Source organism: Hydrogenophaga sp. BPS33 (assembly GCF_009859475.1).
In the GTDB taxonomy this organism is placed as follows: Bacteria; Pseudomonadota; Gammaproteobacteria; order Burkholderiales; family Burkholderiaceae_C; genus Hydrogenophaga.
On sequence record NZ_CP044549.1, the window covers coordinates 1,314,753 to 1,338,325 of the forward strand.

The following is a 23,573-nucleotide window of genomic DNA, read 5'->3' on the forward strand; positions in this document are numbered from 1 at the left end:
ATGGACAGGACGTACAAGGGCTCTGAATTCAGGCGAGCCAGCTGGGCTTGCGCTTTTCCGCCCACGCCAAAGCGGCTTCTCTCGATTCGGGGAGACCGGCGGCAAGGCCCGTGAACAGTTGTTCAAGCCGATAGCCTTCGTAGACCGGCATTTCAAAGGCCAGCGTGATCGACTCGCGCGCCAGACGCATCACGGTAGGTGCTTTGGACGCCATGCGACGGGCCATTGCCAATGCTTGCGGCATCAACTCATCGTGGGGCAAGACCATATGGACGCTTCCGATGCGATGCAGATCTTCGGCCATCATGTGTTCGCCCGTGAGAACCATGAAGCGAACCATTTTCTCCGGCAACAACGTGGCCGCATGGCGAGCGCCTCCCATTGTGCCGACGGTCACCTCGGGCAGGGCGAACTTGGTTCCTTGCGCCGCCATCACGACATCGCAGCACGCAGCCAGAACCAGTCCCGCGCCGATGGCAGAGCCATTGACAGCCGCGATGACGGGCACCGGTGACTTCCGGATTGCCTCAAAGGTGGCGCGGGTGACCGCCGAACGCTGCATGGAAATTTCGAGCGTCTTCTCACCGAGTTCCTTCACGTCGGCACCCGCGCAGAACACGCGGATACCGGCACCGGTGAGCACGACAGCACGAACGTCTGGAAGCTTGTGCAGACCAGCAAAAAGCTCCGTCATGCGTTCGAACATGGCGAGTGTCAAAGGATTCACGGGCGGCCTGTCGATGGTGACAACCATGACGTGTGGATCGACGGTGTCGCGCGTGACGACGAGTTGGCTGGTGGCATCGTTTTTCAATGGGAGGACTCCTGGTTGGTTGAGGGATACAGATCGATCAGCGCGTCCAGCGCAAGCACGCCTTGCCCTTGCGGCAGGACGAGAACAGGATTGAGTTCCAGCGAGCGCAGTCGACCGGTGTTCGTCAGTGCGAGGTCTGAAATAGCCAGCAGCAGGTCGACAAGCGCTTCGATGTCTGCTGGCGATCGGCCGCGAACGCCAGTCAGCAAAGCCGCACCTCGGATGGAAAGCACGAGTGCGCGTGCGTCGTCGCGCCCAAATCCAGCGCGCAACCAGACAACGTCCCCTAAAACTTCGACGAGCACACCGCCCAGGCCGAACATGACCATGGGGCCAAAAACCGGGTCCTGGTGCAGGCCGACGACGCATTCGACGCCGGTGGGTGCCATCGGCGACACAAGGAAGCCGTCGATGCGCGCAGTGGGCACTTTGACGGACAGATCGCGTTGCATCCGCTCAAACGCCTCTTTTAGTGCGGATGGCGTACGCAGATGCAGGGCGACACCGCCGACGTCGCTTTTGTGAGCCAAGTCATGTGACACGACTTTCAGGGCAACGGGAAATCCCTGTCGCAGCGCGGCCGCATCGGCTTCGGCCGCGTTCTTCACCAACTCGGCCGGAATGAAAGAAACGCCTGCACGCTGCAGCACTGCGCGCGCGTCCGCTTCGTTGTAGCGCTCTGCATCCATCTTCGGCATGCCACGGCGAACGGCCACTGGCTGGGCAGGACGATCAAACCCTTCGCGCATCGAGGCCAGGGCGTTCAGGACCCCCATGGCGCGAAGTGGATCCTCATATTGCAGATACCCGGCGGCTTCGTAGGCTGTTGCAAGCTCGGGTTCTCCCGTGACACTGACCATGTGCAGCATGTCGGGGGCACTGGCTGCGGCTTCCTTCATTTGCCGCAGCAGCGGCGTCCGCATCACGGGGTTCGCGGCGATCTGACCTAGAAAAGTAAACATCGTGTCGGCGGGTCGGGCCGCAATCAGTTCACCCATTACCATGCCCACCAGTCCCGGATCGGACAAAAACTGGCCCGTGACATCGACCGGGTTGCGGGTGGATGCGGCAGGGATATGTCCACGAATGACCTCTTGCGCAGAGGCCGGCATCTCCGGCAAAGTGAAACCTCCTCCGACGGCGGCATCGACGGCCAGCGCCGCGAAGCCCCCCGAGGTAGACACCACACAGAGGCGTCGTCCCGCCGGGTAGCGGCGGCGAGCTGCGGCGCGTGCGACGTCAAACATCTCCTCGATGCTTGCCGCGCGGTGCACGGCGTGTCCACGCAAAACGGCGTCGTACATCGCATCGTCACCGGCAAGCGATGCTGTGTGGGAAGCCGCCGCCTCTGCGCCGGCTGTCGTCGTGCCGACTTTCACCAGGATGACCGGTTTGCGCCGCAAGCGCGCCGTTTCCAAGCCCCGCAAGAAGGATTCACTGCGTCGCAGCCCTTCCACGTAAAGAAGAATGCCGTCGACGGTGTCATCTTCGGCGAAGGTCTCCAGAACCTCGCCAATTTCTACATCGACTTCATTGCCGGTGGTCACGAACTGGTTGATGGACAAACCACGCAGGTGGGCCATGGCCAGAAGATTGGAGCCGACGCCGCCGCTTTGGCTGACCAGCGCGAACTGAAACGAACCTTCAATCCGTGTGGGAACTGCGGCGGTGAAACTGAGCCAGGCTCCAACCTCAAGGTTGAATGCGCCCAGGCAATTTGGGCCCAGCACTCGCATGCCGGTTCGTCGGGTCAACTGGGCCAGCAGCCGCTCGTCTTCGCGTCCGGCGCCTCCCGACTCGGCGAAGCCCGCGGAGAACACTACCGCGCCCCGCACACCACTGTCGGCGCACTCTTCGAGCACCCCCATGACGCGTTCTCTCGGAATCGCAAGAATCGCGCAGTCCACAGGCTCGGGCACGCTGCGGATCGAGCGATAGGCCTGCAACCCCTGTATGTTCTCGTGCGTGGGATGAACGGGATACAAACCACCGCGGAACTTCAGGCCTCGCAACTGAGAGAGTGGCCGTCCTCCGATTCGGGATGGGTTGTCGGATGCGCCGATGACGGCGACAGATTTCGGTGAGAGGAGAGGTGAGAGAACACGGCGCATACGCTTGAACAAAAGAGCTGAAGAGACGGCCGCAGTCTAGGACGTGACATGGTTCGGCAGACCGCCTCCCCAGTGCTTCTGTCCGCCTGGTGGACATTGCAGGTTGTGCGTTTTGGAATGTCCAACCTATGGACATTCGCCCGGCAGTTTGGTTGTCACGAGAGCAGTGCCTCGATAGCCTTGCCTCGTGAACAGCACAAACGCATCCGGGTTCGCCATTCGTCCCACTGGCAGCCAGGCCACATCGAAATCTGACCAAGTAAAACCATGTTGACAGGCTTCACCACACCGCTCTCCCCATTGGGCAAGACCAACCTCGCTCCCATGCCACCCTGGCATTTCGTCGGCGACTTCATGGCCATCGAATACTGGGCAGACCCTTCAGCGGTCGCTGCCGTGTTGCCACCTGGGCTAGCACCGGGCACAGACCCTGGCAAATGCGCCATCTTTTTCTCTGACAACCAATATGTCAGTGCCTCGGGCATCGAACGGATCGACCCTTCGGTCAATCAGTACATGGAGTGCTTCATAGCGGTAAGTGCAACGTGGGAGGGCAAGGATGCCGCTGCCTGTCCTTACATATTTGTCGACAACGACAACTCCATGGTTCGCGGCTTGATCCAGGGGATGCCCAAGCAGATCGGAACTGTGCGTATGAGCCGCAGTTTCTCTCTTGAAAGCAAGGCCGCGCCGCACGAGGGCTCTGGGGGACTTTTCGCTGCCACGCTTGCTCACCGAGACCGCCGATTGGTGGAGGCCACGGTGACGCTGGAGAACCAGGTTGACGATGCGCCAAACAGAATGTTGGCCCGCATGATCAATATGCGGTACTTTCCCAACCTTGCCGCCGGTCTGCACCAGCAGCCCGCCGTACATGAGCTGGTGCGACAAAAGGCGCGCGATGTCGCGCGTTCGCCGGTGTGGCGTGGCCAGGCAACGCTCACCATCAACGACTCGCCCTGGCATGAAATGGGCGCATTGAAGCCTGTCAAGGTCGGCCATGGCTTTCGCTACACCTTTGCGATGACGGTGGATGACCTGACGACTGTGCGCGATCTTCGGACGGCAATGCAGAAATGAAGACCGCCGCAACGCTCTCGTCTCAATGCCGGTCACAGGCCCTGCAGGCGCTGCGTGGAATCGTGGGCGAAGCCAACGTATTCGCCTCGTCGGCCGACATGGCGGGCTACCTGACCAGCGCGCGCCGGATCGCGGGGCACGCACTTGCCGTGGTACGTCCAGCCAATGTGTCGGAGGTGTCGCGTGTGGTCAAGCTCGCTGCCGAGCTCTCGCTCACTGTGGTTCCGCAAGGGGGGAACACGGGGTTGAGCGACGGAGCTACACCCGGCGATGAGCGCTCGATCGTCGTGTCGCTCTCGCGAATGAACCGCATCCTCTCCATTGACCCCGTCGGCTACACCATGGCCTTGGAGGCAGGGGTGGTGCTGGCCAACGCACAAGCTGGCGCGCGTGAACAGGGTTTGATGCTGCCGGTCAGCATGGGCTCGGAAGGGTCTTGTCAGATCGGTGGAAACCTGGCCACCAATGCCGGGGGGCGCTCCGTGCTCCGGTTTGGCATGGCAAGACAGTCCGTGCTCGGCCTTCAGGTCGTATTGCCCGACGGCATGGTCTGGGACGGATTGAAAGCGCTGAGAAAAGACAACTCGGGCTACGACTTGAAGCAGTTGTTTATCGGATCCGAGGGAACGCTGGGCATCATCACGGCGGCTGTGCTGCAATTGGTCCCATCACCGCGCGCCACGGCGACGGCCTTCGTCGCTGTCCCTGGACCTCGTGAAGCGCTTCAATTGCTGGCCGGCTTGCGCGCAGCTAGCGGAGATTGCGTCACTTCGTTCGAAGTCATGAACCGGTTTTCGCTGGAGGTTCCGCTTCGACACATGCCTGGCGCTGCAAGCCCTTTCGAACAACTGCCATCATGGGCGGTGCTCGTTCAACTCGAGTCGAGCCGGCCAGGCGATTTGTTGGACGAGTTGCTGGAGCGTGCGTTGGCACAGGCGATGGAGGACGGACTGGCCACGGACGCCGTGCTCGCACAGAACCTTGCCCAAGCCAATGCGTTCTGGCGTCTGCGAGACGAGGGAACCGCGTGGTACTGGAAAGAAGGTGGCTTTCTTCTGCACGACCCTTCGGTGCCCGTGTCGCGCATTCCAGAGTTCGTTCATTTGGTAGAGACCGACGTCTGTCGCCTTGTGCCGGGTTCCCGAGTGAGCGCTTTCGGACACGCCGGTGACGGCAACATTCACGTGATTGTGAGTCAGCCATTGGGGGCTGACCGCAAGGCGTTCATTGCACGACGCGACGACATCCATCACCTGGTGTACTCGGCGGCTGTCGCACTCGGTGGAAGTTCCAGTGCCGAACACGGCATTGGTCGCCTGAAGGTGAAGCAATCGACGTCGCACGCTTCGGAGGAGAAGCGTTGCTTGCTGCGCGCGGTGAAGAACGCCTTTGATCCCACCGGTTTGATGAATCCAGGCGCCATGCATGGCGCCTGCGGTTGAACCTTCAATTCGAAGAATCGGCTACTGGCAGGCGATCTCTTCCCCACGAGGCAGCCACATGGATGTCGATCTTGCAACGCGACCGGCGAAACCGTGTCGCTCGGTTTGCTGAACGACGTGTACCTGCAGCACGTGCGCATCATCCAGTCCACCCACGCCATGCGCTTCTATACGGAAGAGGGCAGCATGCGGCCGGTGGTCACGTCATCGCTGGGCTGGTTGCTGCTGTCCACGCGCACACCGGAGCAGATCGAGCGCCTGGTGCGCCGCGCCAACATTGCCATTGCCGACCCCTCGCAACGGGTGGACGTGGCGGCGATGGTCAAACGCATTCTGTCGCTCAAAGGCCAGACCCAGATCCACATAGAAGGCATGCCGTTCGCAGACGGCGCAACGATGTGCGCGCTGCTGCCGGTGACGATTCATGGGCAGCCGGTGGTGCTGGGGTTGGGCGGGAGTTTGGAGAGGGTGCGGGAGAACAGGGTGCGGTATGCGGAGGTTTTGAGGGGGGCTGTGGGGGCGGTTTAGGCGGGTGAGTACGAAGGACGGGAAGGCATTTGCTATGAAGAGCAATGTTGAACGCTGATCTCTTTGGCTTGGGAGCATTCGATGTGGGTGCAGCGTAAAAGATCTGACTTAAGAAGGGTCAATCGTCGATACAGTCCAGTACATCGAGTGTCACAGCAGATCCTTAGGAGGAGCGAACAGATGCGAGTTTCTGATGCACAAGGTCCTGGAGTCGATGCATGGTTGCTGCATCGGCTTCAGCGTTGGGGGATCGAATCGCTGACCGACATCCAGCAACGTGCGATCGCTGCTGGGGCGGCATCCGGTGAAAGCCTCGTTGTTAGTGCTCCAACTTCATCAGGCAAGACGCTTGTCGGCGAGATCGCCGTGCTCACAGCCCTTCGTGCTGGGGTTCGCGCAATTTACCTCGTTTCACATAAGGCGCTAGCCGATCAGAAGTACCTCGATTTCGTGGCTCGCTTCGGTGAGAATGCCGTCGAGCCGCTGGGCTCGGTTGGTCTGAACACAGGGGACCGAACCGAAGGCGATATCGACGCTCAATTAACCGTTGCGACCTACGAGAAGGCGCTAGGCCTTTTTTTGAGCGGTCAGCTCAGACCGAATAGTGCGCTTGTTGTCGCCGACGAGTTGCAGATTCTTGGTGAGCCCGGCCGCGGACCAGACATTGAAGCGCTTTGCGGGGCCCTACGGCAACGCGGAATCCGACAGTTTTTAGCATTGACCGCGACTGTAGATAACCCGGAAGACATAGCGGGATGGATGGCGTGCAAACTTGTACGCAGCGCGCATCGAGATGTGCCACTGCATCAAGAGGTTTGGTACGGGGGACGCGTTCATCGCACGAAGTTTGGAGATAGCACCGGACAGGAAATTCGTGGCGGAGCAACTGCAACGAACGACATTTTTGCAGTGGTGGACCACTTGCTACGACTTGACCGCGGGCCCGTACTTGTTTTCACGGAGAGTCGTCGCGAGGCGGTCAATCTTGCAAACACATTCGGACAGAGAAGGCCCCGAGTCGGCATTGGTATCGAGCTGGCGCAGCAGCTTGATTTGTTTTCGGAGCCAACAGAGTCGTCCGATCAACTCAGGGAGAGTGCCGAGCGTCGTGTCGCATTTCACACTGCTGACCTGTCACCACAAGAACGCCAGGTTGTCGAGGGTGGCTTCACTGAGGGAAAGTTCGAGGTGTGTTTTTCCACTTCGACTCTTGCAGCAGGAGTGAACTTCCCGTTTCGCACAATTGTCTTTTCAAAGCTGACGTATCGCTTCGGTGACCGGGCAGGGAATCACATCGTGCAGTCCGACTACCGCAACATGTCCGGGCGTGCAGGCAGGCTTGGGATGCATCCCGACGGGTTCTCCGTTCTGTTGCCGCAAAACAATGTCGAACTAGCGCACGCCAACTTGCTCGTGCTTCCCGAAAACGACCGACTTGGCTCGCAGTTGGTGCACCTGAGTATCCGGAAAACGATCCTGACGCTGATCGCGTCTGGGCTGGCCAGCAGTTTTGCCGAGGTCATGACGTTCTTTGAGAACACCCTTTACTGGTATCAAACTCTCAACCGAAATCCTACGAAGCTTGCACTTTTGACGACCGAAAGTCGCGCTGCGGCAGACTGGTTAGCCGCTAATGGGTTGATCCGCGACGAGGCTGATGCATTACTCGTTACACCACTGGGCAACGCAACGGCGGTGTCAGGGCTGCTTCCGGCTACGGCCGTGCAGCTCGCAGCAATGCTACGTACCTTCGGGCCTCGGCTTTCGGCGAGCTTCGATGAGTGGATTCCCGGATTGATCTACGCGGCCTGTGCCAGTGAGGAATTCAGGGCCGAACGGCCGTCGAGATTCTTTCCCTATCCGTCGCAGACTAGCTACGAGTCTATAACGTTCTGGGGCACGAAGTTGCTACCCGTGGCGATCGACCGAAACGACATGAAGTTGGCGCAGTGTGCTCACGCGATCGTTCTCTATTCTGAAGGTCTGGCGGATCGCAAGATCGCGCACGTCGCACGAGTGCCAGGAGGCACTATTCATCGACTTGCACTGGACGTCGCTTGGGTGCTAGATGGTCTACATAAACTTTCAACGGTCCCCGATCTAGGCTGCCCCCAAACGTTGAGCAACCAAATCGCCATGTTGGCTCGTCGGGTCCGATGGGGTGCACCACCAGAGGTGCTGGATGTGTTGCGGGTCGCCGAACGGCATAGCGTACCCGGCTTCGGCAGGCAGCGTGCAATGGGCCTGGTTGCACAGGGTATTGAAACGCTGCACGATGTGCTGTCAACCGCGAAGGAAAAGCTTGTTCAGCTGCTACGAAGCGAGCCGCGTGCTCAAGCGTTGATCGATGCGGTGTCCAGCACAGTAGGACTGGGGCAGAGCAGGCTGTCTTCAGCCCACCGGAAGTCCGGACATGAATTAGGCATTGAGCATCTGGTCAAGGCTTGCAACGATGCCTTAGGCACGGAGTATGAGGAGGCTGTAGCGACCCTTCTAATGGTCGAAGCTGCTTGGGTAGTGACAGTGCTGGACGATGGTAGGCACCCCAACGTGCCAGATCTCCTAGTCACTCTTGGTGCACAGCAGGTTCTGCTGGAATGCAAAACCTGTACTAAGTCGCCCCCACTTATAAAAAAGGAGGAAGCATGGGCCGTCATGCAGAAGGCGGCGGACTTCGATCCCATCATGAGGCGAGTGACCCTCGGCAAGCCAGCGTTCGACGAGACGTCAAAGAAGAAGGCGGCGGCATCAAAGGACATCACGCTGATCGAACACAGCCTATTTATGGAAGGGCTGTTGCGTGTGCATGGCGGCTCGTTGTCTGCAGCCGACTTTATGGCTTGGCTAGGCAGCCCCGGCGTCGCCGAGCTTGAACGGCTCGCCGGTACTCCGACCTATGCCAACAAGTTGTAGCGATCTCACGGGCAACAGGGCACCTATGCCGCCATCGCCTCAGGTAAACCAGTCGACAGTCGATCGCTAAAGAACATAACCTCCGCCCCTGTGTAGCGGCGTTGTGCGGTGTAATTGAGTCCGTATGTGACCGACCTCGCAAATGAATACATCGTCCTGATGGCTTCTGCGTTGTCGTAAGAGACCACCCAAGGCCTGCGAAAACGGGCGCTGGCGAGTAGCTTTGCTATCTGCGCATGGTCATCGTGCCTGTAGAAGTTCCGATACAGGCCAGCACCTTTAACGTAGTAGGGCGGATCTAGGTAGACCAGCGCCTTGGAAGGGAGGAACTGATGGCATCGCAGCAAAAGTTGGCGTGCGTCTTCTTCGTAGACGAAGATTGAGTGGGCGTGTCGGCCGATACGTTCAAGGCGCTTGCACAGCTCGTCGCGCATGAACCGGGCATCGAGACGATAGGCTCCAGCTTGTCCCTTTCCTCCTATAACTCCGCCTTTCAAGATTCCTGACCGATTCGTGCGGTTCATAAACAGAGTGGCAAAGCCGCGATGCAGCTCTGAGGCATTTACATTCTCCAGCATGACCTCGCGCCAGTGATACCAAGCGTCCATGGTCACAGGTTCGTTCGCAACCATGGCAACGAGCTCTCTGGACTGGCGAGTGGCCGCTCTCCAAAACACCGCAACTGCTGGATCCGCATCGTTGATGTGCGTGCGTGTGACCGCCCCCTCTATCAGCAACTCAAGTGCAACGCCTGCCCCTCCTGCGAAGGGTTCTAGATAATCCCCGCCCTCTAGACCATTCGCCTTGATGAGACTAGAGATAAGAGGCGCGAAGCGAGCTTTCCCTCCCGGATAGCGTAGGGGTGTGTAGAGCTTTTTTGAGTACATGGTGCTGAGGTACTTTAGCGATAGAAAGCCTGCTTGGCCAGCCTCACGCAGTCAGTCGCTTTACTGCGGCTTGGATGGTCTGATCGAGCGCACTGTTGAATGCGTCAATTTCGTCCGTGTGGCAGGCTGCCCACTCGCGTACGACGTTCCAACTCTTTAGGGCTGTCCAGTGAGTTTCCCACCAACTTTTGCTACTTACTCGACCGTTACTGCTGCCAGAGTCCTCTGGAAAAAACTTGGCTTGTATACGGTCACCACTGGCATTGGCCGGACCTATGTTTCGCATGGCCTCGTACAGCTGCCCATCGGTTGCACGCGCTACAGCACGCAAAAATCCTTTGATGGTGTTTTCAGGTGACCGATTCGTGCCGCTGGCACCGTGAACGCATGGGAGCTTCAAAATATTGCCGTAGGCCATCATCTTTGCTGGCACTGGAGTATCGCCATCGACTGCAAGCACCCGAGTCCTAAACATCGGATCTACGCTCGGGAACTTGATCATATTGGTGCCGCCGGCGAACAATGGCACGCACTTGATCGTCACACCGTGCCGGCGCCCCAATCTATTTCTGGCTGCTGTCGGCACCAGTTCCGAAAAGAACTGGGCACCTTCCCTGTCTTCGAAGTAGATGAACAGCGTGGGCTTGCGACGTTTGGAAGTCGGAGTGATGTCGGCGCTCAACTCCATATCACTTCGGATAGCGGCTAGCCTTTGATCCTCTGCCAGTCGCGGCTTTCTTGTGTCCACCAGGTAGACAACCGTGTCTGGAGCATTGACATTGCCACCACCGTCAGGATGTATCGCCTCGATCAACCTAGGCGAATGCGTCGTCGCGATGATCTGAAGTTGCAATCGGCCGGCATAGCGCTTCAGAGCGGTGGCTAATGCCGCAATGGCATGAGGATGAAATCCAGCATCTAGTTCGTCAATGATCAGTAGGCCGCCGGCATACGCTGTTCCAGCTTCTCTCTTCAATCTGTTAAATGAGGCCAAAGCGGTAGCAATGCTGCCGAGGCTGTCTTGTCCCACTGAGATTGCCTGCGCGTCATGGTCTTCGTAGCCAGGCTGTGCACTCCTCTTTTTGGAGCCCTTAATGCTTTGCCGGGTAATGTTTGCATTCGGCGTACTGCTCAATATCACGGAGCGGACAAAGTCGACCATCAAAGTGCTGTCGTCTTCGTGCATCTGTAAAGCGGTGCTTTCAACCTCCTTCTCGTCGGCTTCTCCTATCGAAGTCAGTCGTTTGATGCCCAGGTAGATCGCTGGCAGTGGAATCTTTGCGTCGGGTCCTACGGGATCGTCTTCGCTCCGATTTACAGTCCGCGGCACAACTCGTGCCCGTCTGTGCGCACTTCGACGCGTCATGGCACATCGTTTGACAACCTCCACCCCATGCACCGACGCGGTGATCGTCGGACTGCTAGCAGAGTCGGCTTGATTTCTATCAACCTCCTCAAGTCCCAAATAGACAATCCGCTCGATATTTGCGTAGTACGGCTCGCCGAAGTAGCTCCTTGGTCCGCTGTCGGACGTATCACCGAACGTGTTGGCCACGAGGCCGAGAATGGTGGACTTGCCAATGCCGTTGTGTCCAGCAATGAGCGTGAGGCGAGGCGCGAAGGTTATCTCAAGCGCCTGCAGCTTGCGAAACGGCGTCGCACCAAAGCTGATTGATTTCACTTGGATACCAGTTGTGAGCTGCTTCATCAGTCCCTTTCGGCGCGCGGAGGCTCGCTCGGAAGTCGAATGTAACAAATCGGAAACGTGGCAGAGGAAACCCAACTCTGCTGCGATTCGGCTGCAGCTCCGTCGCTATACTGCGCCCGTCAAGTCGAAAAAACTTGATCGGGATTGGTCTCCCTGAATCGCCCCGGGATTCGCGGAGGCTGTTTGGTTTAAGTCAGGCCACCACCTCGGTGTTCTGACTGGCGAGTTGCCGGTAGTAGTTTGCCTCAGCCTCTGCTGGCGGTATGTACCCGATGGGTTCGAGCAGGCGATGGTGGTTGAACCAGGACACCCATTCAAGGGTCGCCAGCTCCACCGCCTCCTTGGTCTTCCATGGCGCTCGACGGTGAATCAACTCGGCCTTGTAGAGCCCGTTGATGGTCTCTGCCAAGGCGTTGTCGTAGCTGTCGCCCTTGCTGCCCACAGACGGCTCGATGCCGGCCTCAGCCAGCCGTTCGGAGTATCGGATGCTGACGTATTGAGAGCCCCTGTCGCTGTGGCATATCAGGCTTCCATCGCGCTCTGGCTGCCGGGCGTACAGGGCCTGCTCCAGCGCATCGAGCACGAAGTCCGTACGCATTGAACTGCTCACCCGCCAACCCACGATGCGTCGGGCAAACACGTCGATGACAAAGGCCACATAGAGCCAGCCCTGCCAGGTCGAGACATAGGTGAAGTCGCTGACCCAAAGCTGGTTGGGCCGCTCGGCCCGGAACTGCCGGTTCACGCGGTCCAGCGGGCAAGGTGCCTTGGCATCACTGATGGTGGTGCGCACGACCTTGCCACGCATCACACCGCGCAGCCCGAGCTTGCGCATCAAGCGCTCGACCGTGCAGCGAGCCACAGACACGCCTTCGCGGGCCAGTTGCCGCCACACCTTGTCGGCACCATAGACCTGCATGTTGGCCTGCCAGACACGTTCAATCTGTGGCATTAGCATCTCGTCGCGCTGCGCCCGGGCGCAGCGCTTGTGGGGCTCTCGCTGTTGCGCAGCGTGCCTTCGATATGCCGATGGGGCGACCTGCAAGACCTTGCAGAGCGGCTCGACCCCGAAGGCATCGCGATGCTTGTCGATGAAGTCCTTCAGGACTTGAGCCGGCGGTCGAGCTCCGCTTGGGCGAAAAACGCGCTGGCCAGCTTCAATATCTCATTGGCCCGGCGCAGCTCCTTGACCTCGCGCTCCAGCTCCTTCATCCGCTGAGCCTCGCTGGTCGTGACGCCCTCACGCACACCGGCATCGACCTCGGCGCGCTTGACCCATTCGTTCAAGGTCTGCGGCACGCAGCCAATCTTGGGCGCAATGGACTCAATGGCCGCCCACAGCGACGGGTACTCTCTACGGTGCTCTTGCACCATCCTCACTGCCCGCTCACGCACCTCGGGCGAAAACTTGTTCGACTTGCTCATGGCTCAATCCTCTCAGAGTGTTGAGCCTCCTCAAAACCCGGGGCGATTCACCCGGTGAAACCGTTGCGGCGAAAGCCGCAGCATCTTTTTTTAACCTTCAGGGTCTGCGGCTTTTCGCTCGTCCGTCAGTTTTGGCGGCTCGGGTGAGGAGCCTTACGGCTCGCCGGTTTTGGCAACGATTTCCCGGTAGACGAACTTGTCCGGGCCGCCGCCCTTCACATCAGAAGGGCGGCGGCATCCCCAACGAGTCGTCTAGGGAGCCACACAGCATGGCAAGCAAGAAACCGGTCCGTTCCACCGCGCAGCAGCAAAAGCAACTGCAACAACACCTGCAGCCCACAAGAGCCCGCAGCCCGCGCACAGCCTCCGCGCAATCCAGCAGCCCTCCACCCAACGCCGCCACCCCACCACCCACGATGGCCCAATGCATCGCCTGGTCGGGCAATGTCCGCGATCACGTGGCCGATCTGTCGGAGGCGTTCATGCCGTATCTCGTGCTGGAGCGTTTCGTGTCGCCTGAGTACGCGGACGAGGTGCATGCCGACGTGCCCGCTTCGCGCGGTGAGCTGGGGGCGATGCTACGCAACTTCAACGCCGCGATCCAGCAGCAGCTGGACATGCTCGCCAATGCCGCCACGGTGTTCGCCGCGCAGATGGCGGGCCAGGGTCAACCAGGCAGTGACAGTCGCAGCGGTTGAGGGGTAGGCCGTCCAACGCGTGCCGACCGCGCCAGCCTCAGGCGTCGGCCGGCACGTAGGTCAGGCGGAGCACGCCTTCGCCCATCGGGTCGTGCGCCACCAGGCGCAGCGGCGGCCGGGGCCCCGCGAAGTACGGCTTGCCCCGCCCCAGCACCACCGGGTGCAGGTAGATGCGGTACTCGTCGATCAGGCCCAGCTGGGTGAGGCTGTGGGCCAGCGTCGGGCCCGCCACTTCGATCTCGCCCTCGTGCTCCCCCTTCAGCACGCGCATCGCGCGCTCAAGACCGTCGTCGCCGCCCACCAGCGTCGCATTCGGCCCCACCGATGCCAGCGTGCGCGACACCACCCACTTCGGCTGCCGGCGCCACACCACCGCAAAGGCCTGCTCGTCGGCACTCCACTCCGGGTGCTCATCGTCCCAGTAGCGCATGACCTCGTACATTTCGCGGCCGTAGATGCTGCCCGCCTGGCCCTCGGCTTCCTGGATGAAGTGGCGGAACAGCGTGGGACCGGGCGCGAAGCCCATGTGGTCCACGTAACCGTCGAGCGACACATTCATTCCGCACACGAACCGGGCCATGCCATTTCCTTTCTTTGCGCGGCGCCACAGCGCGCCGGGTGTTCATTGTCAACGCAGGCCCGCGCAGCAGAAGTGCCCCGCTTTTTTTCGTAGGCAACAGCCTACGCCGTCTTGGGCAGTCGGCCGGCAGCCGAGGGTGATCCGCATGCCTACATTCGGTTGAACAGAATCAACAACTCCTGGACGAAAGGATGCCCCATGTCATTTGCGATCTACATGATTGGATTAGTGTTGGCGCTCGGAGGCGTTGTATGGGGCCTCGTGGTTGCCGGGGTGCCCCATGTTTATATCGGCATCACATGCCTCATCATCTTGGGCGTCGGGGTCATGCTGGCCGTTTCACGCACTCGCCAAAAGGACTAGCCCCTTACAGACTCGGCGCATGCTCCGTCGAAGCCCTGGAACGTTGCGCTACGCAGCGGCCACCAGTTGCATCACCAGTGGGTGGTGTTGACCACGACGCGATCGAATGGCGTGAATCTCCTCCTTGACGGCGTCGCTTGTGCCGAGCAGGCGCAATCCACGCATCAAACCCACATCGTCCGCTCCGAGGCGGCTGACCGGAAACACACCCAGACCACGGGCCGCAAACACCGCCATCAGTGCGCTGTCTTCAAACTCGCCGACGATGCGTGGCCGCACACCGTGGGTTTCGAACCAATGGTCCAGTATCGGGCGCAGTGCCGAGTGGCCCGTGGGCAGCAGAACGGGCAGGTCTGCGAGGTTGTTGGGGAACCGGTGGCGCTCGGCCTTGCCGACCAACCTGGCAGGGCCGTACCAGTCGATGGGTGAATCGACGAGCCGCACGCTGGTGAGGCGCAGGTTGGGGTTGCGTGGCGCGGCCTGACCCGCGAGAACCAGATCCAGGTGGTGCAGAGCCAGCTCGCCAAGGAGCTGCTCAAACTCGCCCTCATGGCAGAGGAGCCGCAGGTTGGGGGTGTTGAGAATGGGCTCCAGCAGCGCATGGGCAGCGAGCTTGGAAATCCCATCGGACAGGCCAACCGCCAGGCGAGCAACCTTGCCGTTGGCCGCTTCTCGCACCTCGTCGGGAATGCCCTGGCCCAGCTGGAAAATCTCCTCAGCACGTGCAAAGGCGGCTTGCCCCGCCTCGGTGAGGGCCACGCCGCGACCCGATGGCTTGAGCAGTTGGTGGCCCAACGCCTTCTCCAGCTCGCGTACCTGCGCACTGATGGTCTGCACCGCCATGTCCAGCCGCTCGGCTGCACGGGCGAAGCCCCCTTCCTTGGTCACGACCCAGAAGTAGTGGAGATGGCGGTAGTTCAGCATAAGGGATCCGCTTCGGAAAAACCGAAGTCTAAATGCGGTTTGCCATGGTTTGTGCGAACTGCATGTTCTTTCAAACTCCCGCTCATTCGCGCACGCGCTGGGCAATGAAATGCCAATGAAAAGCGCGATGCCGTGTTGCTCGGCGTGTTCATGGGCCTCTTGGCCGCGGGCACGGCCGTATCGGCCATTCTCTGAACTTGAAAGCAAGACATGGATCTCCTGCTCCCCTTCCTTGCAGCCGACTTCATGGGCAAGCCCACCTGGGTCTGGCTCGCTTTTGTCGGCATCGTTGTTGCCTTGTTGGCTTTCGATCTGGGTGTCCTTCACAAGGACGACAGGGAGATCGGCGTTCGCGAGAGCCTCTTGCTGTCGGCCGGCTACATCAGCGTTGCGCTCATCTTTGGCGCCTGGGTGTGGTGGTTTCTGGGCGCGCAGAGCGGCATGGATTACTACACCGGCTTCATGATCGAAAAGTCGTTGTCGATGGACAACGTGTTTGTGATCGCGCTGATCTTCAGCTTCTTTGCCATCCCACGGCAGTACCAACACCGTGTGCTGTTCTGGGGCATCCTGGGCGTGATCGTGCTGCGCGCGATCATGATCGCAGTCGGAGCGACCCTGGTCAGCCAATTCAGCTGGGTGTTGTACCTCTTCGGCGGCTTCCTGATCTTCACGGGCATCAAGATGTGGATCATTGCCGACCACATGCCGGACATCGCCAACAACCCGCTGCTGAAATTCCTCAAGCGGCACATACGCGTGACCGACGGTTTGCGCGGCAATGCCTTCTGGGTCCGGGAAACAGACCCCAAGACGGGCAAACTGGCGCGCTTCGCGACGCCTCTGTTTCTGGCCCTGGTGTTGGTGGAGTTTGTCGATTTGATTTTTGCGGTTGACTCGGTGCCGGCGATCTTCGCCATCACCACCGATCCCTTCATCGTCTACACCAGCAACATCTTTGCCATTCTGGGTCTGCGGGCACTCTACTTTGCGCTTGCGGCCATGATCCACCGCTTCAAATATCTGAAGTACGCCCTGGCTCTGGTGCTGGTGTTCATCGGCAGCAAGATCTTCCTGGTCGGCATCATCGGCAAGATCCCGCCTGTGATCTCGCTGAGTGTGACCTTGGGTTTGATCGCCGGTGGCGTGTTCGTATCCTTGTGGAAGACCCGCGGGCAAACCAGGGCAATCTCCGAGGCCACATGACGCCCCCCATCTGCGTGGCTCAGGCGGGCAGCGTGCGGATCCAGTCGATCACGGCTTGCGCAACAGCGCGCGGTTGCTCGCACGGCAACGCATGGCTGGCGCCCTCGATCAGTTGCACCGTCACCTTGTCGTTGCCCAGCACATCGCGCAGTTCGTTGCGCGTCTGGGGTGGCCGCCACGGGTCGTCTGCCGCTTGCAGATCCAGGATGGGCGCGTGTGCCACGGGCCACCACGCGGCCTTCTCTGGCAAGGCGCCTGCCGCGGAAGAGCGGTACGGCGTTTGCGCATGCGGGTACCAGCCAAGCAGCCATGGCCGAGGGTCGTTGCCCGGCGCAAAGAAGCCTTCGCGCAATGCCGCCAGGCGCTCCGCTTCGGGCCGCCGCGGATCGGAGGCGATGGCGAGCGTCTTCGTGGCGTTGCCGGGAAAGGTGTGCGCCGCCGCTGCGGCCACCACCACGCCGCGCACCCACTGCGCCTGAGTCAGGTCGGCCACCCGCGCCACATAGTGGCCAAACGCGTGCCCCAGCCAGATCGCGGGCCGCGCGCCGCCCAGTTGCTGCAAGGCGAACACGGCATCGTCGACGAATGTGGTCAGCGTCACGCCTTCAATGGGGCCGTTGCTCGCCCCCATGCCCCGTGGCCAGGGGCGCAGCACGCGGTGGCCGGCGGCGGCCAGGAAGGCTGCGCATTCGTCGTAGTCGCTGGCATCGCGCTGGGACGACGGCATCAGGATGATCGGCAACGCACCCTCGGGGCCCTCCACGGTCACCTGCAGGGTGTGGTCGCCGTGCGGCAGCAGCACGTTGACAGGGGCGGCGGTGGAATCGGTCGGGTCTGCCATCGGCTTGCTCACTCAATCACTCAATCAATCACTTGCTCATTCATTCGATGCGGATGCCCGACTTGCGGATCACGTCGCCCCAGGTTGCGATCTCGGCCTGGGCGTAGGCCGCGAATTCTGCGGGCGTGCTGCCAATGGCCTCGATGCCTTCGGTCTCCAGGGTTTGTCGAAGCGCAGGTGCATCCAGCGCGCCATTGATGGCCTGGTTGAGCTTGGCCACGACGGCTGCGGGTGTGCCTGCTGGCGCAGCATAGCCCCACCACGCCACGCTCTCGTATTGGGGCAGGCCACTTTCCGCGACGGTGGGCACGTTCGGCAGGCCCGGCCAGCGGGTCTTGCTGGTGACGGCGAGCACCCGCACACGGCCGGCTTTGATGGCCGCCTTGGCAACGGTCTGGGTGGCAAACGTCATGTCGATCTGACCGCCCATCAAATCCGCCATCGCTGGTGCAGCGCCTTTGTAGGGCACGTGCAGCAGTTCGACACTGGCCTGCTGTTTGAGCATTTCCCCCGCGAGATGGGCGGCGCCGCCATTGCCTGAAGACCCATACGAATAGTGGTTCGGACGCTTGCGCGCCAGGTCCAGGAGTTCTTGCAGATTGCGCGCTGGCATGCGCTCTCCCGTCACCACCAACAGGGGCGCGCGGGCGGCGAGGGTGATGAACTGGAAGCTGCGCAACGAGTCGTACGGCAGCTTCGCGACCAGCGTGGCATTGTTGGCATGCGCCGCCGGCACCTGCAGCAAGGTGTAGCCGTCCGCCGGGGCAGATGCCACGGCCTGCGTGCCGATCACGGCCCCACCGCCGGCCCGGTTTTCCACCACAACGGGTTGGCCGAGAAGGGTCTGCAAGCGTTCCGACATGGCCCGGGCCAGAACGTCGTTGATGGCGCCCGGCGCATAGGGCACGACGATGCGGATGGGACGCTGGGGGAAGTTTGTTGCTGCGTCTGCAGACTGGGCCCAACTGCGCGAGCTGGTGATGCCCGCCGAGGCTGCGGCGGCCATCCAGGCTATGGCATTGCGCCGCGTGGTCGTCTGAGCGGTGGGGGTCTGGGGATGGGGTGGGAACATGTCATTTCCTCGGGTTTTTTGGGGCTGCACAGAGGGGGCGGCGCTGCCCCAGCTTGCCGAGGTGATCAACCGCCGCGTCTCAGCGCACTGTAGGCAGCCTGGCGGGCTGGGAACACGCAGTGGCGCGCAATGCTGTATTGCATTTCGGGGTGTTGGCTGCGCAGAAGGCATTGGGGCCGCAAGGCGGTAGCCAATTTGGGCCTGCCTATGATGTGGCCTTCACCACAAGCGAGGGCGGCACGATGGCACACAACCAGACCAGCGCAGAGAACGAGTCGCGCGTCGCCGTTCTGGTGGACTGCGACAACACCACGCCCGAGATCCTGGAATTCGCGCTGCGCGTCGTCGCCCAGTTCGGCCGCGTGGTGCTGCGGCGCGGCTACGGCAACCACTCGACCTTGGCCAACAAATGGCAGGAAGCGCTGGTCCGCCTGGCCTTCACGCCCTGCCTGCAATACCAGTACGCGGCGGGCAAGAACACGTCCGACATCGCGCTTGCGCTGGACGCGATGGAAGCGCTGTTCGACCAGCGCGCCGACACCTTCTGCGTCGTCACCAGCGATTCCGACTTTGCCTACCTCTGCCGCAAGCTGCGCGAACGCGGCGCCACGGTGCACATCGTCGGCGAGGCCAAGAGCCCCGATGCTTTGCGCAACGCGAGCGACCAGTTCTTTGAGTGGGTGAAGCCCGAGCCTGTTGTTGAGCAACCCAAGGCAGCGGCTGCGGCCAAGGCGGACTCCGCAAAGCCCGAACCCGCAAAGCCAACGCCCAAGTTGCGCCCGAGGTTTGTCGTGGAGGCGGTGACGCTGCTGGCGGCCGATTCACCCGAGGGCAAGGTCAGCATCGGCGGCCTGGGCTCGTACCTCAAACGCGCAGACCCATCTTTCTCACCGAAGAAGTACGGCCACTCTGGACTGCTCGACATGCTCAAGACCTACGACTTGCTCAAGGCGCAACAGGAGCCTGGCGGGCATTGGACGGTTCAGCTGGTGGCTGTTGTGAGTTGATGGAGTCGTTTCGCGCTCCGAAAACCAGCACCGCCGAATCGTGCGGCTCCCAACCAAAATACAAGCTTTTCGGTCTGCACACTTCTTCCGGTGTCCAGGTTCCAGTCCTCTAGCGCATCCAATGCGTTGGAGCGCCCTTGCACCAGCGCATCGTCAAGGCCCTTCCAGACCGCCAGCACATTGCGCCGCGCTCTTTCGTAGATGACCGCGTAGTCCATTGGGCTTTCAGGTGAGTTGAGCTGCGTGGTATACGTTGGGTCAATATCCTTCATCCTCGGGCACGCCAAGTTCAGCGCTGTGCTCTCGATCACGGGGTGAATAGTCATGTCCGTCGCCATGTGGGCGGCGAATCCAAGCAGCCACGCCGTTGCCTTGGGCTGTTGGGAGCCCGAGACTTTCAAGCGTTTCGTCACGCAGTCCTGCCGACTCTGCCAATTTTTGGGCGTCGTTGACAACGCAAATGTGGGCATAGGCACCAGGCATCGATCACTCCGGAGATAGGGGGTTGGAAGATTGGCGTTGTTATGTCGGTGACCAGCGTTGCAGTCGAGCCTTTACCTCAGCGTGGGGCAAACGACAACGCGGATGGCTTGAGATACGTGTCATTCCTTCGAGCAGCAGCGAGATGCCCACGGTCCCGCTGGTTTCCATCTGGTCAAGAATCCACAGCAGCCCATAGACCGTGCATTGCTGCGTGGTCGCCTCTTTGCGCAGCAATTGGTCGCCGCTGACGAGCGCATGGTTGGGCCGCCTGGCGCAGCTCAGGGCAAAGCAGTCCGGCAGTGAAAGCCCGGGGCGCGAGGTGCGCAGTTGTTGTGCAAAACCGACCTCGTCGGGTGCCAGCTCCACAACGCCCAAACCGAGTTGTTTGAGCAGGGGGCCGTTCTCGGAGGCGAGCTCTCGGTCGTACAGGAGGTCTGGCACCACCATGGTCAAACCACAAGAAAAGGCAGGCTCCAAGAGTCCGCCGCGTTCCAGGTCGATCAAAACGGAGGTGTCCGAGACCAGAATGATCATGGTTCACCTGGCCGATTGACCCAGCAGCCGCCGGTCCAGCTCACGCACGCTGATGCACAGCAACTCGGCGGCTCGGGCTTCGGAGATGGCGCCCTCCGCCACCGCACGCATGCACAGGCGCTCCATGCGCTGTGGCACTTCGGGGGGCAGCAAATTCGGTTCGGCCGATGCTGGGCCGTTCCAGCCCAGGGCTTTGACTTGAGCCCAGAGTTTCCCGTAGGCTTGCCTGGGCAGAATGCCGAGCTGCGAGCAGCGCACCACCAGAGACGCGATGCTGATCTTGAAGATCTTCTTGAGTTCGGCCAGCTCGCCGATGGAGATGGACGTTCGGTGCTCGCCGAGCAGGCGCAGAACCATGTCTTTTGCCATCAGGAATGCACCTGCAAAGCGGTCTGCCGCCTTCTCTTGCTCGGCGTCGCTCAAACCGCTGAAGCGCAGCACCAGATGCGCCAGCTCGTGCGCCAGCGTGAACCGTTGACGCTCGCCGTTGTGACCCTGGTTCACCACGATGACGGGCACGTCCCCCCGTTGGGGGCTCTGCACAAAGGCCTTGGAGCCCGAGATGTTCTCGGGCAAGTCCAGCGCGATGACTTTCACGCCTTTGTCTTCGAGCAGTTCGGCCATGAAGGGAATCGGATCAATACCCAATTGCCACAGGTTGCGCAGCGCGTCGGCCGCTTGCTCGGCATCCTCGACCCGGCTGATGGCGAACGCCTTGCTGGAAGGCGCGTCCCAGGCTTGGTCCACGCCTGGCAGGAGTTCTTCCAGTTCCAGGTAGCGCTCGACCTGGTCAAGAACGGACGCCTCGACCGCTCGCTCTTCCTTCACCCCGGCGTGGGGTGCCTTTCGAAAGTCCACGCCCGTGAGTTCGATTTGGCGCTGGCTCAGCAGGTATTCCGGAGAGACTTGTAGTGCCTTGGCCAGTGCGAGGAGGACCGTGGAGCTCGGCATCATCTCGTCTCGCTCGTATTTGCCAATCGCCTGTGCAGAGACATGCCCGTTGATGGCTGCCTCCAGGTCGCGCAGAGACAGCCCCAGGGCATCTCGCGCTCTCTTGAGTCGGTTTCCGATCATGGTTTTCTCCGCAGGAATTGGTTTACAGAATAAGTATATATATTATTGTTTGTAAACTTGCGATTGGCAACCGGGATTGCGACGCCCGTGCGGTGCTGGTGTACGTCATGTCTTCACGCACAGAACCCACAAGCCAAAAAAAAAGGAGCGGCACAGCCGCTCCTTGTCATCCCGTTCCGTTCGACCTTGTGATCAGGCCTCCACCGCCTGCCGCGCAGGTTCCTTCACGTGCCCGGCATACCCGTTCGCCGCCGCTGCCGCACAAGCCTCGCGGTACTTGGCGAAACCGCCAATGAACTGGGTCAGCCCCTGCGGCTTGCCTTCCACGTTCGCGCCCACCCACCAGGTCTTGGCCTTGTTGATGAGCGAATGCTTGGCCAGCGAGTGCACCAGGTCCATCCAGTCGTCTTCGGTCTTCTTCGTCGGCTCGATGCTGCCCAGGCCGTTCTTGCGCAGGTGCAGGATGGCGTCGGCGATCCAGTCCACATCGTTCTCGCTCATGCGGATGATGTTGGCCAGCGCCGCCGGGCCGTTGGGGCCGGTGGTCATGAAGAGGTTGGGGAAGCCTTCGAGCATGATGCCCAGGTGCGAGCGTGGGCCGTTCTTCCACTTGTCCTGCACCGTGCGGCCATCGCGTCCCACCACGTCGAAGGCCATGAGTGCGCCGGTCAGGCCGTCGTAACCGGTGGCGAGAATCAGCACGTCGAGTTCGGTCTCGCCCTTCGCGGTGCGAATGCCCTTCTCGGTGATTTCCAGGATCGGGTCCGCGATGCAGTCCATGAGGTGCACGTTGGGCCGGTTGTAGGTTTCGTAGTAGCCGGTGTCCAGGCAGGGGCGGCGCGCAAAAATCGGGTAGCCCTTGGGCTTGAGCGCTTCGGCGGTGGCTGGGTCGGTCACCACTTCGGCGATCTTCCCGCGCACGAATTCGGCCACGTGTTCGTTGGCTTCTTCGTTGAGCATCAAGTCGCCAAAGGTGCCGAGCATGGCCAGGCCGCCTTGTTGCCACGAGTCTTCCAGCAGCGCCATGCGCTGGGCCGGCGTGACGGTGAAGAAACCGCGCGTGGACTGCGGACGGATTCCGCCGATGGGGCTGTTGCGCGCAACCTCGCGAATGGCCGGGTAGTGGCGCTTGACCTCGGCCATGTACTCGGGCTCCATCGGCACGTTGCGCATCGGCATGGTGAAGCTGGGGGTGCGCTGGAACACGAACAGCTCGCAGTTCTGGCGGCCGACTTCCTGCACGATCTGAATGCCGGTGGAGCCGGTGCCGATCACGCCCACGCGTTGACCACTGAAGTCCACCGGCGTGTGGGGCCAGCGGGCGGCGTACATCGTCTTGCCCTTGAAGCGCTCCAGGCCGTCGATCTCGGGCTTCTTCGGCACCGACAGCGGGCCGGTGGCCATGATGCAGTAGGGCGCTTCGAAGGTCTCGCCCTTGTTGGTCTTCACGGTCCAGAGCTGGCGCTCTTCGTCCCACACGGCGCTTTCCACGCGGGTGCTGAACTGGAAGTGGCGGCGCAGGTCGAGGCGGGTGGCGACGAAGTCGATGTAGCGCAGCAGCTCGGGCTGGGCCGCGAACTGTTCGGACCAGGACCATTCCTGCTCGATCTCGGGCGAGAAGGAATAGCTGTAGTCGATGCTGGGCAGGTCCACGCGCGCGCCGGGGTAGCGGTTCCAGTACCAGACGCCGCCCACATCGGTGCCGGCTTCGAAGGCCTGCAGCTTCAGGCCGAGCTTGTTGAACTTGTAGACGGCGTACATGCCGCCGAAGCCGCCGCCGACGATGATGACGTCCAGCTGTGTGACGCCGCCGTTGGCGTTGGTCGAAGAAGGGGTGAGGGTGGCTGATGCCGCCATGCTGCTTGTCTCCTGGAAATGGGCCC

At 61.1% G+C, this 23,573-nt stretch carries 20 protein-coding genes and 1 other annotated feature; of the genes, 7 read left to right on the forward strand and 13 right to left on the reverse strand.

The annotated features are described in order from the left end of the window. Positions 1–28: 28 nt before the first annotated feature. Both F9K07_RS06205 and F9K07_RS06210 read right to left on the reverse strand, forming a co-directional pair. A complete protein-coding gene (locus F9K07_RS06205; RefSeq protein ID WP_159590414.1) occupies positions 29–814 on the reverse strand; it encodes an enoyl-CoA hydratase-related protein in 786 nt (261 codons plus the stop codon). Beyond that, positions 811–2,925 carry an acetate--CoA ligase family protein gene (locus F9K07_RS06210; protein WP_159590416.1) on the reverse strand — a complete coding sequence of 705 codons (2,115 nt, stop codon included), beginning with the start codon at positions 2,923–2,925 and terminating at the stop codon, positions 811–813. Before F9K07_RS06210 ends, F9K07_RS06205 begins: the two co-directional genes overlap by 4 nt. Positions 2,926–3,192: 267 nt before the next feature. On the opposite strand from F9K07_RS06210, the gene F9K07_RS06215 reads away from it, so the two are divergent. From F9K07_RS06215 to F9K07_RS06230, 4 genes are all read left to right on the forward strand, one after another. Beyond that, on the forward strand, positions 3,193–4,005 hold the full coding sequence (locus tag F9K07_RS06215) for an acetoacetate decarboxylase family protein (RefSeq protein ID WP_159590419.1): 813 nt from the start codon (positions 3,193–3,195) through the stop codon (positions 4,003–4,005). Further along, positions 4,002–5,447, forward strand: a complete 1,446-nt coding sequence (locus F9K07_RS06220; RefSeq protein ID WP_159590421.1) for an FAD-binding oxidoreductase — start codon at positions 4,002–4,004, stop codon at positions 5,445–5,447. The genes F9K07_RS06215 and F9K07_RS06220 overlap by 4 nt, the downstream gene beginning before the upstream one ends. Positions 5,448–5,471: 24 nt before the next feature. Continuing rightward, positions 5,472–5,975: an IclR family transcriptional regulator domain-containing protein gene (locus F9K07_RS06225; RefSeq protein WP_442907432.1), complete on the forward strand. Its 504-nt coding sequence runs from the start codon at positions 5,472–5,474 to the stop codon at positions 5,973–5,975. A 180-nt stretch (positions 5,976–6,155) separates the two neighbouring features. Then, the gene (locus F9K07_RS06230; RefSeq protein WP_159590425.1) at positions 6,156–8,888 is read left to right on the forward strand and encodes a DEAD/DEAH box helicase; all 2,733 of its coding nucleotides are present in this window, start codon (positions 6,156–6,158) and stop codon (positions 8,886–8,888) included. A 23-nt stretch (positions 8,889–8,911) separates the two neighbouring features. Here the strand turns inward: F9K07_RS06230 and F9K07_RS06235 are convergent, their stop codons facing one another. From F9K07_RS06235 to F9K07_RS06245, 3 genes are all read right to left on the reverse strand, one after another. After that, positions 8,912–9,775: a DNA adenine methylase gene (locus F9K07_RS06235; protein WP_159590427.1), complete on the reverse strand. Its 864-nt coding sequence runs from the start codon at positions 9,773–9,775 to the stop codon at positions 8,912–8,914. Between the two features lie 43 nt (positions 9,776–9,818). Continuing rightward, complete coding sequence (locus F9K07_RS06240) at positions 9,819–11,483, reverse strand: AAA family ATPase (RefSeq protein WP_159590429.1); 1,665 nt, start codon at positions 11,481–11,483, stop codon at positions 9,819–9,821. Positions 11,484–11,676: 193 nt separating this feature from the next. After that, positions 11,677–12,908 (reverse strand): IS3 family transposase gene (locus F9K07_RS06245; RefSeq protein ID WP_442907340.1). Its coding sequence is split into 2 segments (ribosomal slippage): positions 11,677–12,617 and positions 12,617–12,908, totalling 1,233 coding nucleotides; the frame shifts between segments, so codons are not numbered across the junction. Further along, positions 12,514–12,630: a sequence feature (AL1L pseudoknot), on the reverse strand. Its footprint overlaps the gene before it by 117 nt. 269 nt (positions 12,909–13,177) lie before the next feature. Here F9K07_RS06245 and F9K07_RS06250 point away from each other — a divergent pair. Continuing rightward, on the forward strand, positions 13,178–13,606 hold the full coding sequence (locus tag F9K07_RS06250) for a hypothetical protein (RefSeq protein ID WP_159590433.1): 429 nt from the start codon (positions 13,178–13,180) through the stop codon (positions 13,604–13,606). Positions 13,607–13,643: 37 nt separating this feature from the next. Here the strand turns inward: F9K07_RS06250 and F9K07_RS06255 are convergent, their stop codons facing one another. Further along, positions 13,644–14,186 (reverse strand): dihydrofolate reductase family protein, encoded by a 543-nt coding sequence (locus F9K07_RS06255; protein WP_159590435.1) that lies wholly within the window; start codon positions 14,184–14,186, stop codon positions 13,644–13,646. Between the two features lie 411 nt (positions 14,187–14,597). Continuing rightward, entirely contained in the window at positions 14,598–15,473 is an 876-nt protein-coding gene (locus tag F9K07_RS06260) for a LysR family transcriptional regulator (protein WP_159590437.1), read from the reverse strand. Positions 15,474–15,683: 210 nt separating this feature from the next. Here F9K07_RS06260 and F9K07_RS06265 point away from each other — a divergent pair, with 210 nt between their 5' ends. Further along, complete coding sequence (locus tag F9K07_RS06265) at positions 15,684–16,679, forward strand: TerC family protein (RefSeq protein WP_159590439.1); 996 nt, start codon at positions 15,684–15,686, stop codon at positions 16,677–16,679. Between the two features lie 19 nt (positions 16,680–16,698). Here the strand turns inward: F9K07_RS06265 and F9K07_RS06270 are convergent, their stop codons facing one another. Continuing rightward, complete coding sequence (locus F9K07_RS06270) at positions 16,699–17,532, reverse strand: alpha/beta fold hydrolase (protein WP_159590441.1); 834 nt, start codon at positions 17,530–17,532, stop codon at positions 16,699–16,701. 28 nt (positions 17,533–17,560) lie between these two features. Then, the gene (locus F9K07_RS06275) at positions 17,561–18,592 is read right to left on the reverse strand and encodes a tripartite tricarboxylate transporter substrate binding protein (RefSeq protein ID WP_159590443.1); all 1,032 of its coding nucleotides are present in this window, start codon (positions 18,590–18,592) and stop codon (positions 17,561–17,563) included. 242 nt (positions 18,593–18,834) lie between these two features. On the opposite strand from F9K07_RS06275, the gene F9K07_RS06280 reads away from it, so the two are divergent. Next, complete coding sequence (locus tag F9K07_RS06280) at positions 18,835–19,599, forward strand: NYN domain-containing protein (protein WP_159590445.1); 765 nt, start codon at positions 18,835–18,837, stop codon at positions 19,597–19,599. Here F9K07_RS06280 and F9K07_RS06285 read toward each other — a convergent pair. From F9K07_RS06285 to F9K07_RS06300, 4 genes are all read right to left on the reverse strand, one after another. Further along, complete coding sequence (locus tag F9K07_RS06285) at positions 19,575–20,012, reverse strand: hypothetical protein (RefSeq protein ID WP_159590447.1); 438 nt, start codon at positions 20,010–20,012, stop codon at positions 19,575–19,577. The genes F9K07_RS06280 and F9K07_RS06285 overlap by 25 nt on opposite strands. A 109-nt stretch (positions 20,013–20,121) precedes the next feature. Beyond that, positions 20,122–20,616 carry a hypothetical protein gene (locus tag F9K07_RS06290; protein ID WP_159590449.1) on the reverse strand — a complete coding sequence of 165 codons (495 nt, stop codon included), beginning with the start codon at positions 20,614–20,616 and terminating at the stop codon, positions 20,122–20,124. A gap of 3 nt (positions 20,617–20,619) precedes the next feature. Continuing rightward, positions 20,620–21,690 carry a helix-turn-helix domain-containing protein gene (locus F9K07_RS06295; protein WP_159590451.1) on the reverse strand — a complete coding sequence of 357 codons (1,071 nt, stop codon included), beginning with the start codon at positions 21,688–21,690 and terminating at the stop codon, positions 20,620–20,622. Between the two features lie 192 nt (positions 21,691–21,882). After that, positions 21,883–23,547: a flavin-containing monooxygenase gene (locus tag F9K07_RS06300; RefSeq protein WP_159590453.1), complete on the reverse strand. Its 1,665-nt coding sequence runs from the start codon at positions 23,545–23,547 to the stop codon at positions 21,883–21,885. Positions 23,548–23,573: the final 26 nt, after the last annotated feature.

Bases quoted from the DNA above. Each gene is read 5' to 3' on its own strand.
- F9K07_RS06260 (WP_159590437.1), bottom strand. From the start codon at position 15,473: ATGCTGAACTACCGCCATCTCCACTACTTCTGGGTCGTGACCAAGGAA.
- F9K07_RS06250 (WP_159590433.1), top strand. From the start codon at position 13,178: ATGGCAAGCAAGAAACCGGTCCGTTCCACCGCGCAGCAGCAAAAGCAA.
- F9K07_RS06240 (WP_159590429.1), bottom strand. From the start codon at position 11,483: ATGAAGCAGCTCACAACTGGTATCCAAGTGAAATCAATCAGCTTTGGT.
- F9K07_RS06255 (WP_159590435.1), bottom strand. From the start codon at position 14,186: ATGGCCCGGTTCGTGTGCGGAATGAATGTGTCGCTCGACGGTTACGTG.
- F9K07_RS06215 (WP_159590419.1), top strand. From the start codon at position 3,193: ATGTTGACAGGCTTCACCACACCGCTCTCCCCATTGGGCAAGACCAAC.
- F9K07_RS06230 (WP_159590425.1), top strand. From the start codon at position 6,156: ATGCGAGTTTCTGATGCACAAGGTCCTGGAGTCGATGCATGGTTGCTG.
- F9K07_RS06265 (WP_159590439.1), top strand. From the start codon at position 15,684: ATGGATCTCCTGCTCCCCTTCCTTGCAGCCGACTTCATGGGCAAGCCC.
- F9K07_RS06300 (WP_159590453.1), bottom strand. From the start codon at position 23,547: ATGGCGGCATCAGCCACCCTCACCCCTTCTTCGACCAACGCCAACGGC.
- F9K07_RS06295 (WP_159590451.1), bottom strand. From the start codon at position 21,690: ATGATCGGAAACCGACTCAAGAGAGCGCGAGATGCCCTGGGGCTGTCT.
- F9K07_RS06280 (WP_159590445.1), top strand. From the start codon at position 18,835: ATGGCACACAACCAGACCAGCGCAGAGAACGAGTCGCGCGTCGCCGTT.
- F9K07_RS06220 (WP_159590421.1), top strand. From the start codon at position 4,002: ATGAAGACCGCCGCAACGCTCTCGTCTCAATGCCGGTCACAGGCCCTG.
- F9K07_RS06235 (WP_159590427.1), bottom strand. From the start codon at position 9,775: ATGTACTCAAAAAAGCTCTACACACCCCTACGCTATCCGGGAGGGAAA.
- F9K07_RS06275 (WP_159590443.1), bottom strand. From the start codon at position 18,592: ATGTTCCCACCCCATCCCCAGACCCCCACCGCTCAGACGACCACGCGG.
- F9K07_RS06210 (WP_159590416.1), bottom strand. From the start codon at position 2,925: ATGCGCCGTGTTCTCTCACCTCTCCTCTCACCGAAATCTGTCGCCGTC.
- F9K07_RS06290 (WP_159590449.1), bottom strand. From the start codon at position 20,616: ATGATCATTCTGGTCTCGGACACCTCCGTTTTGATCGACCTGGAACGC.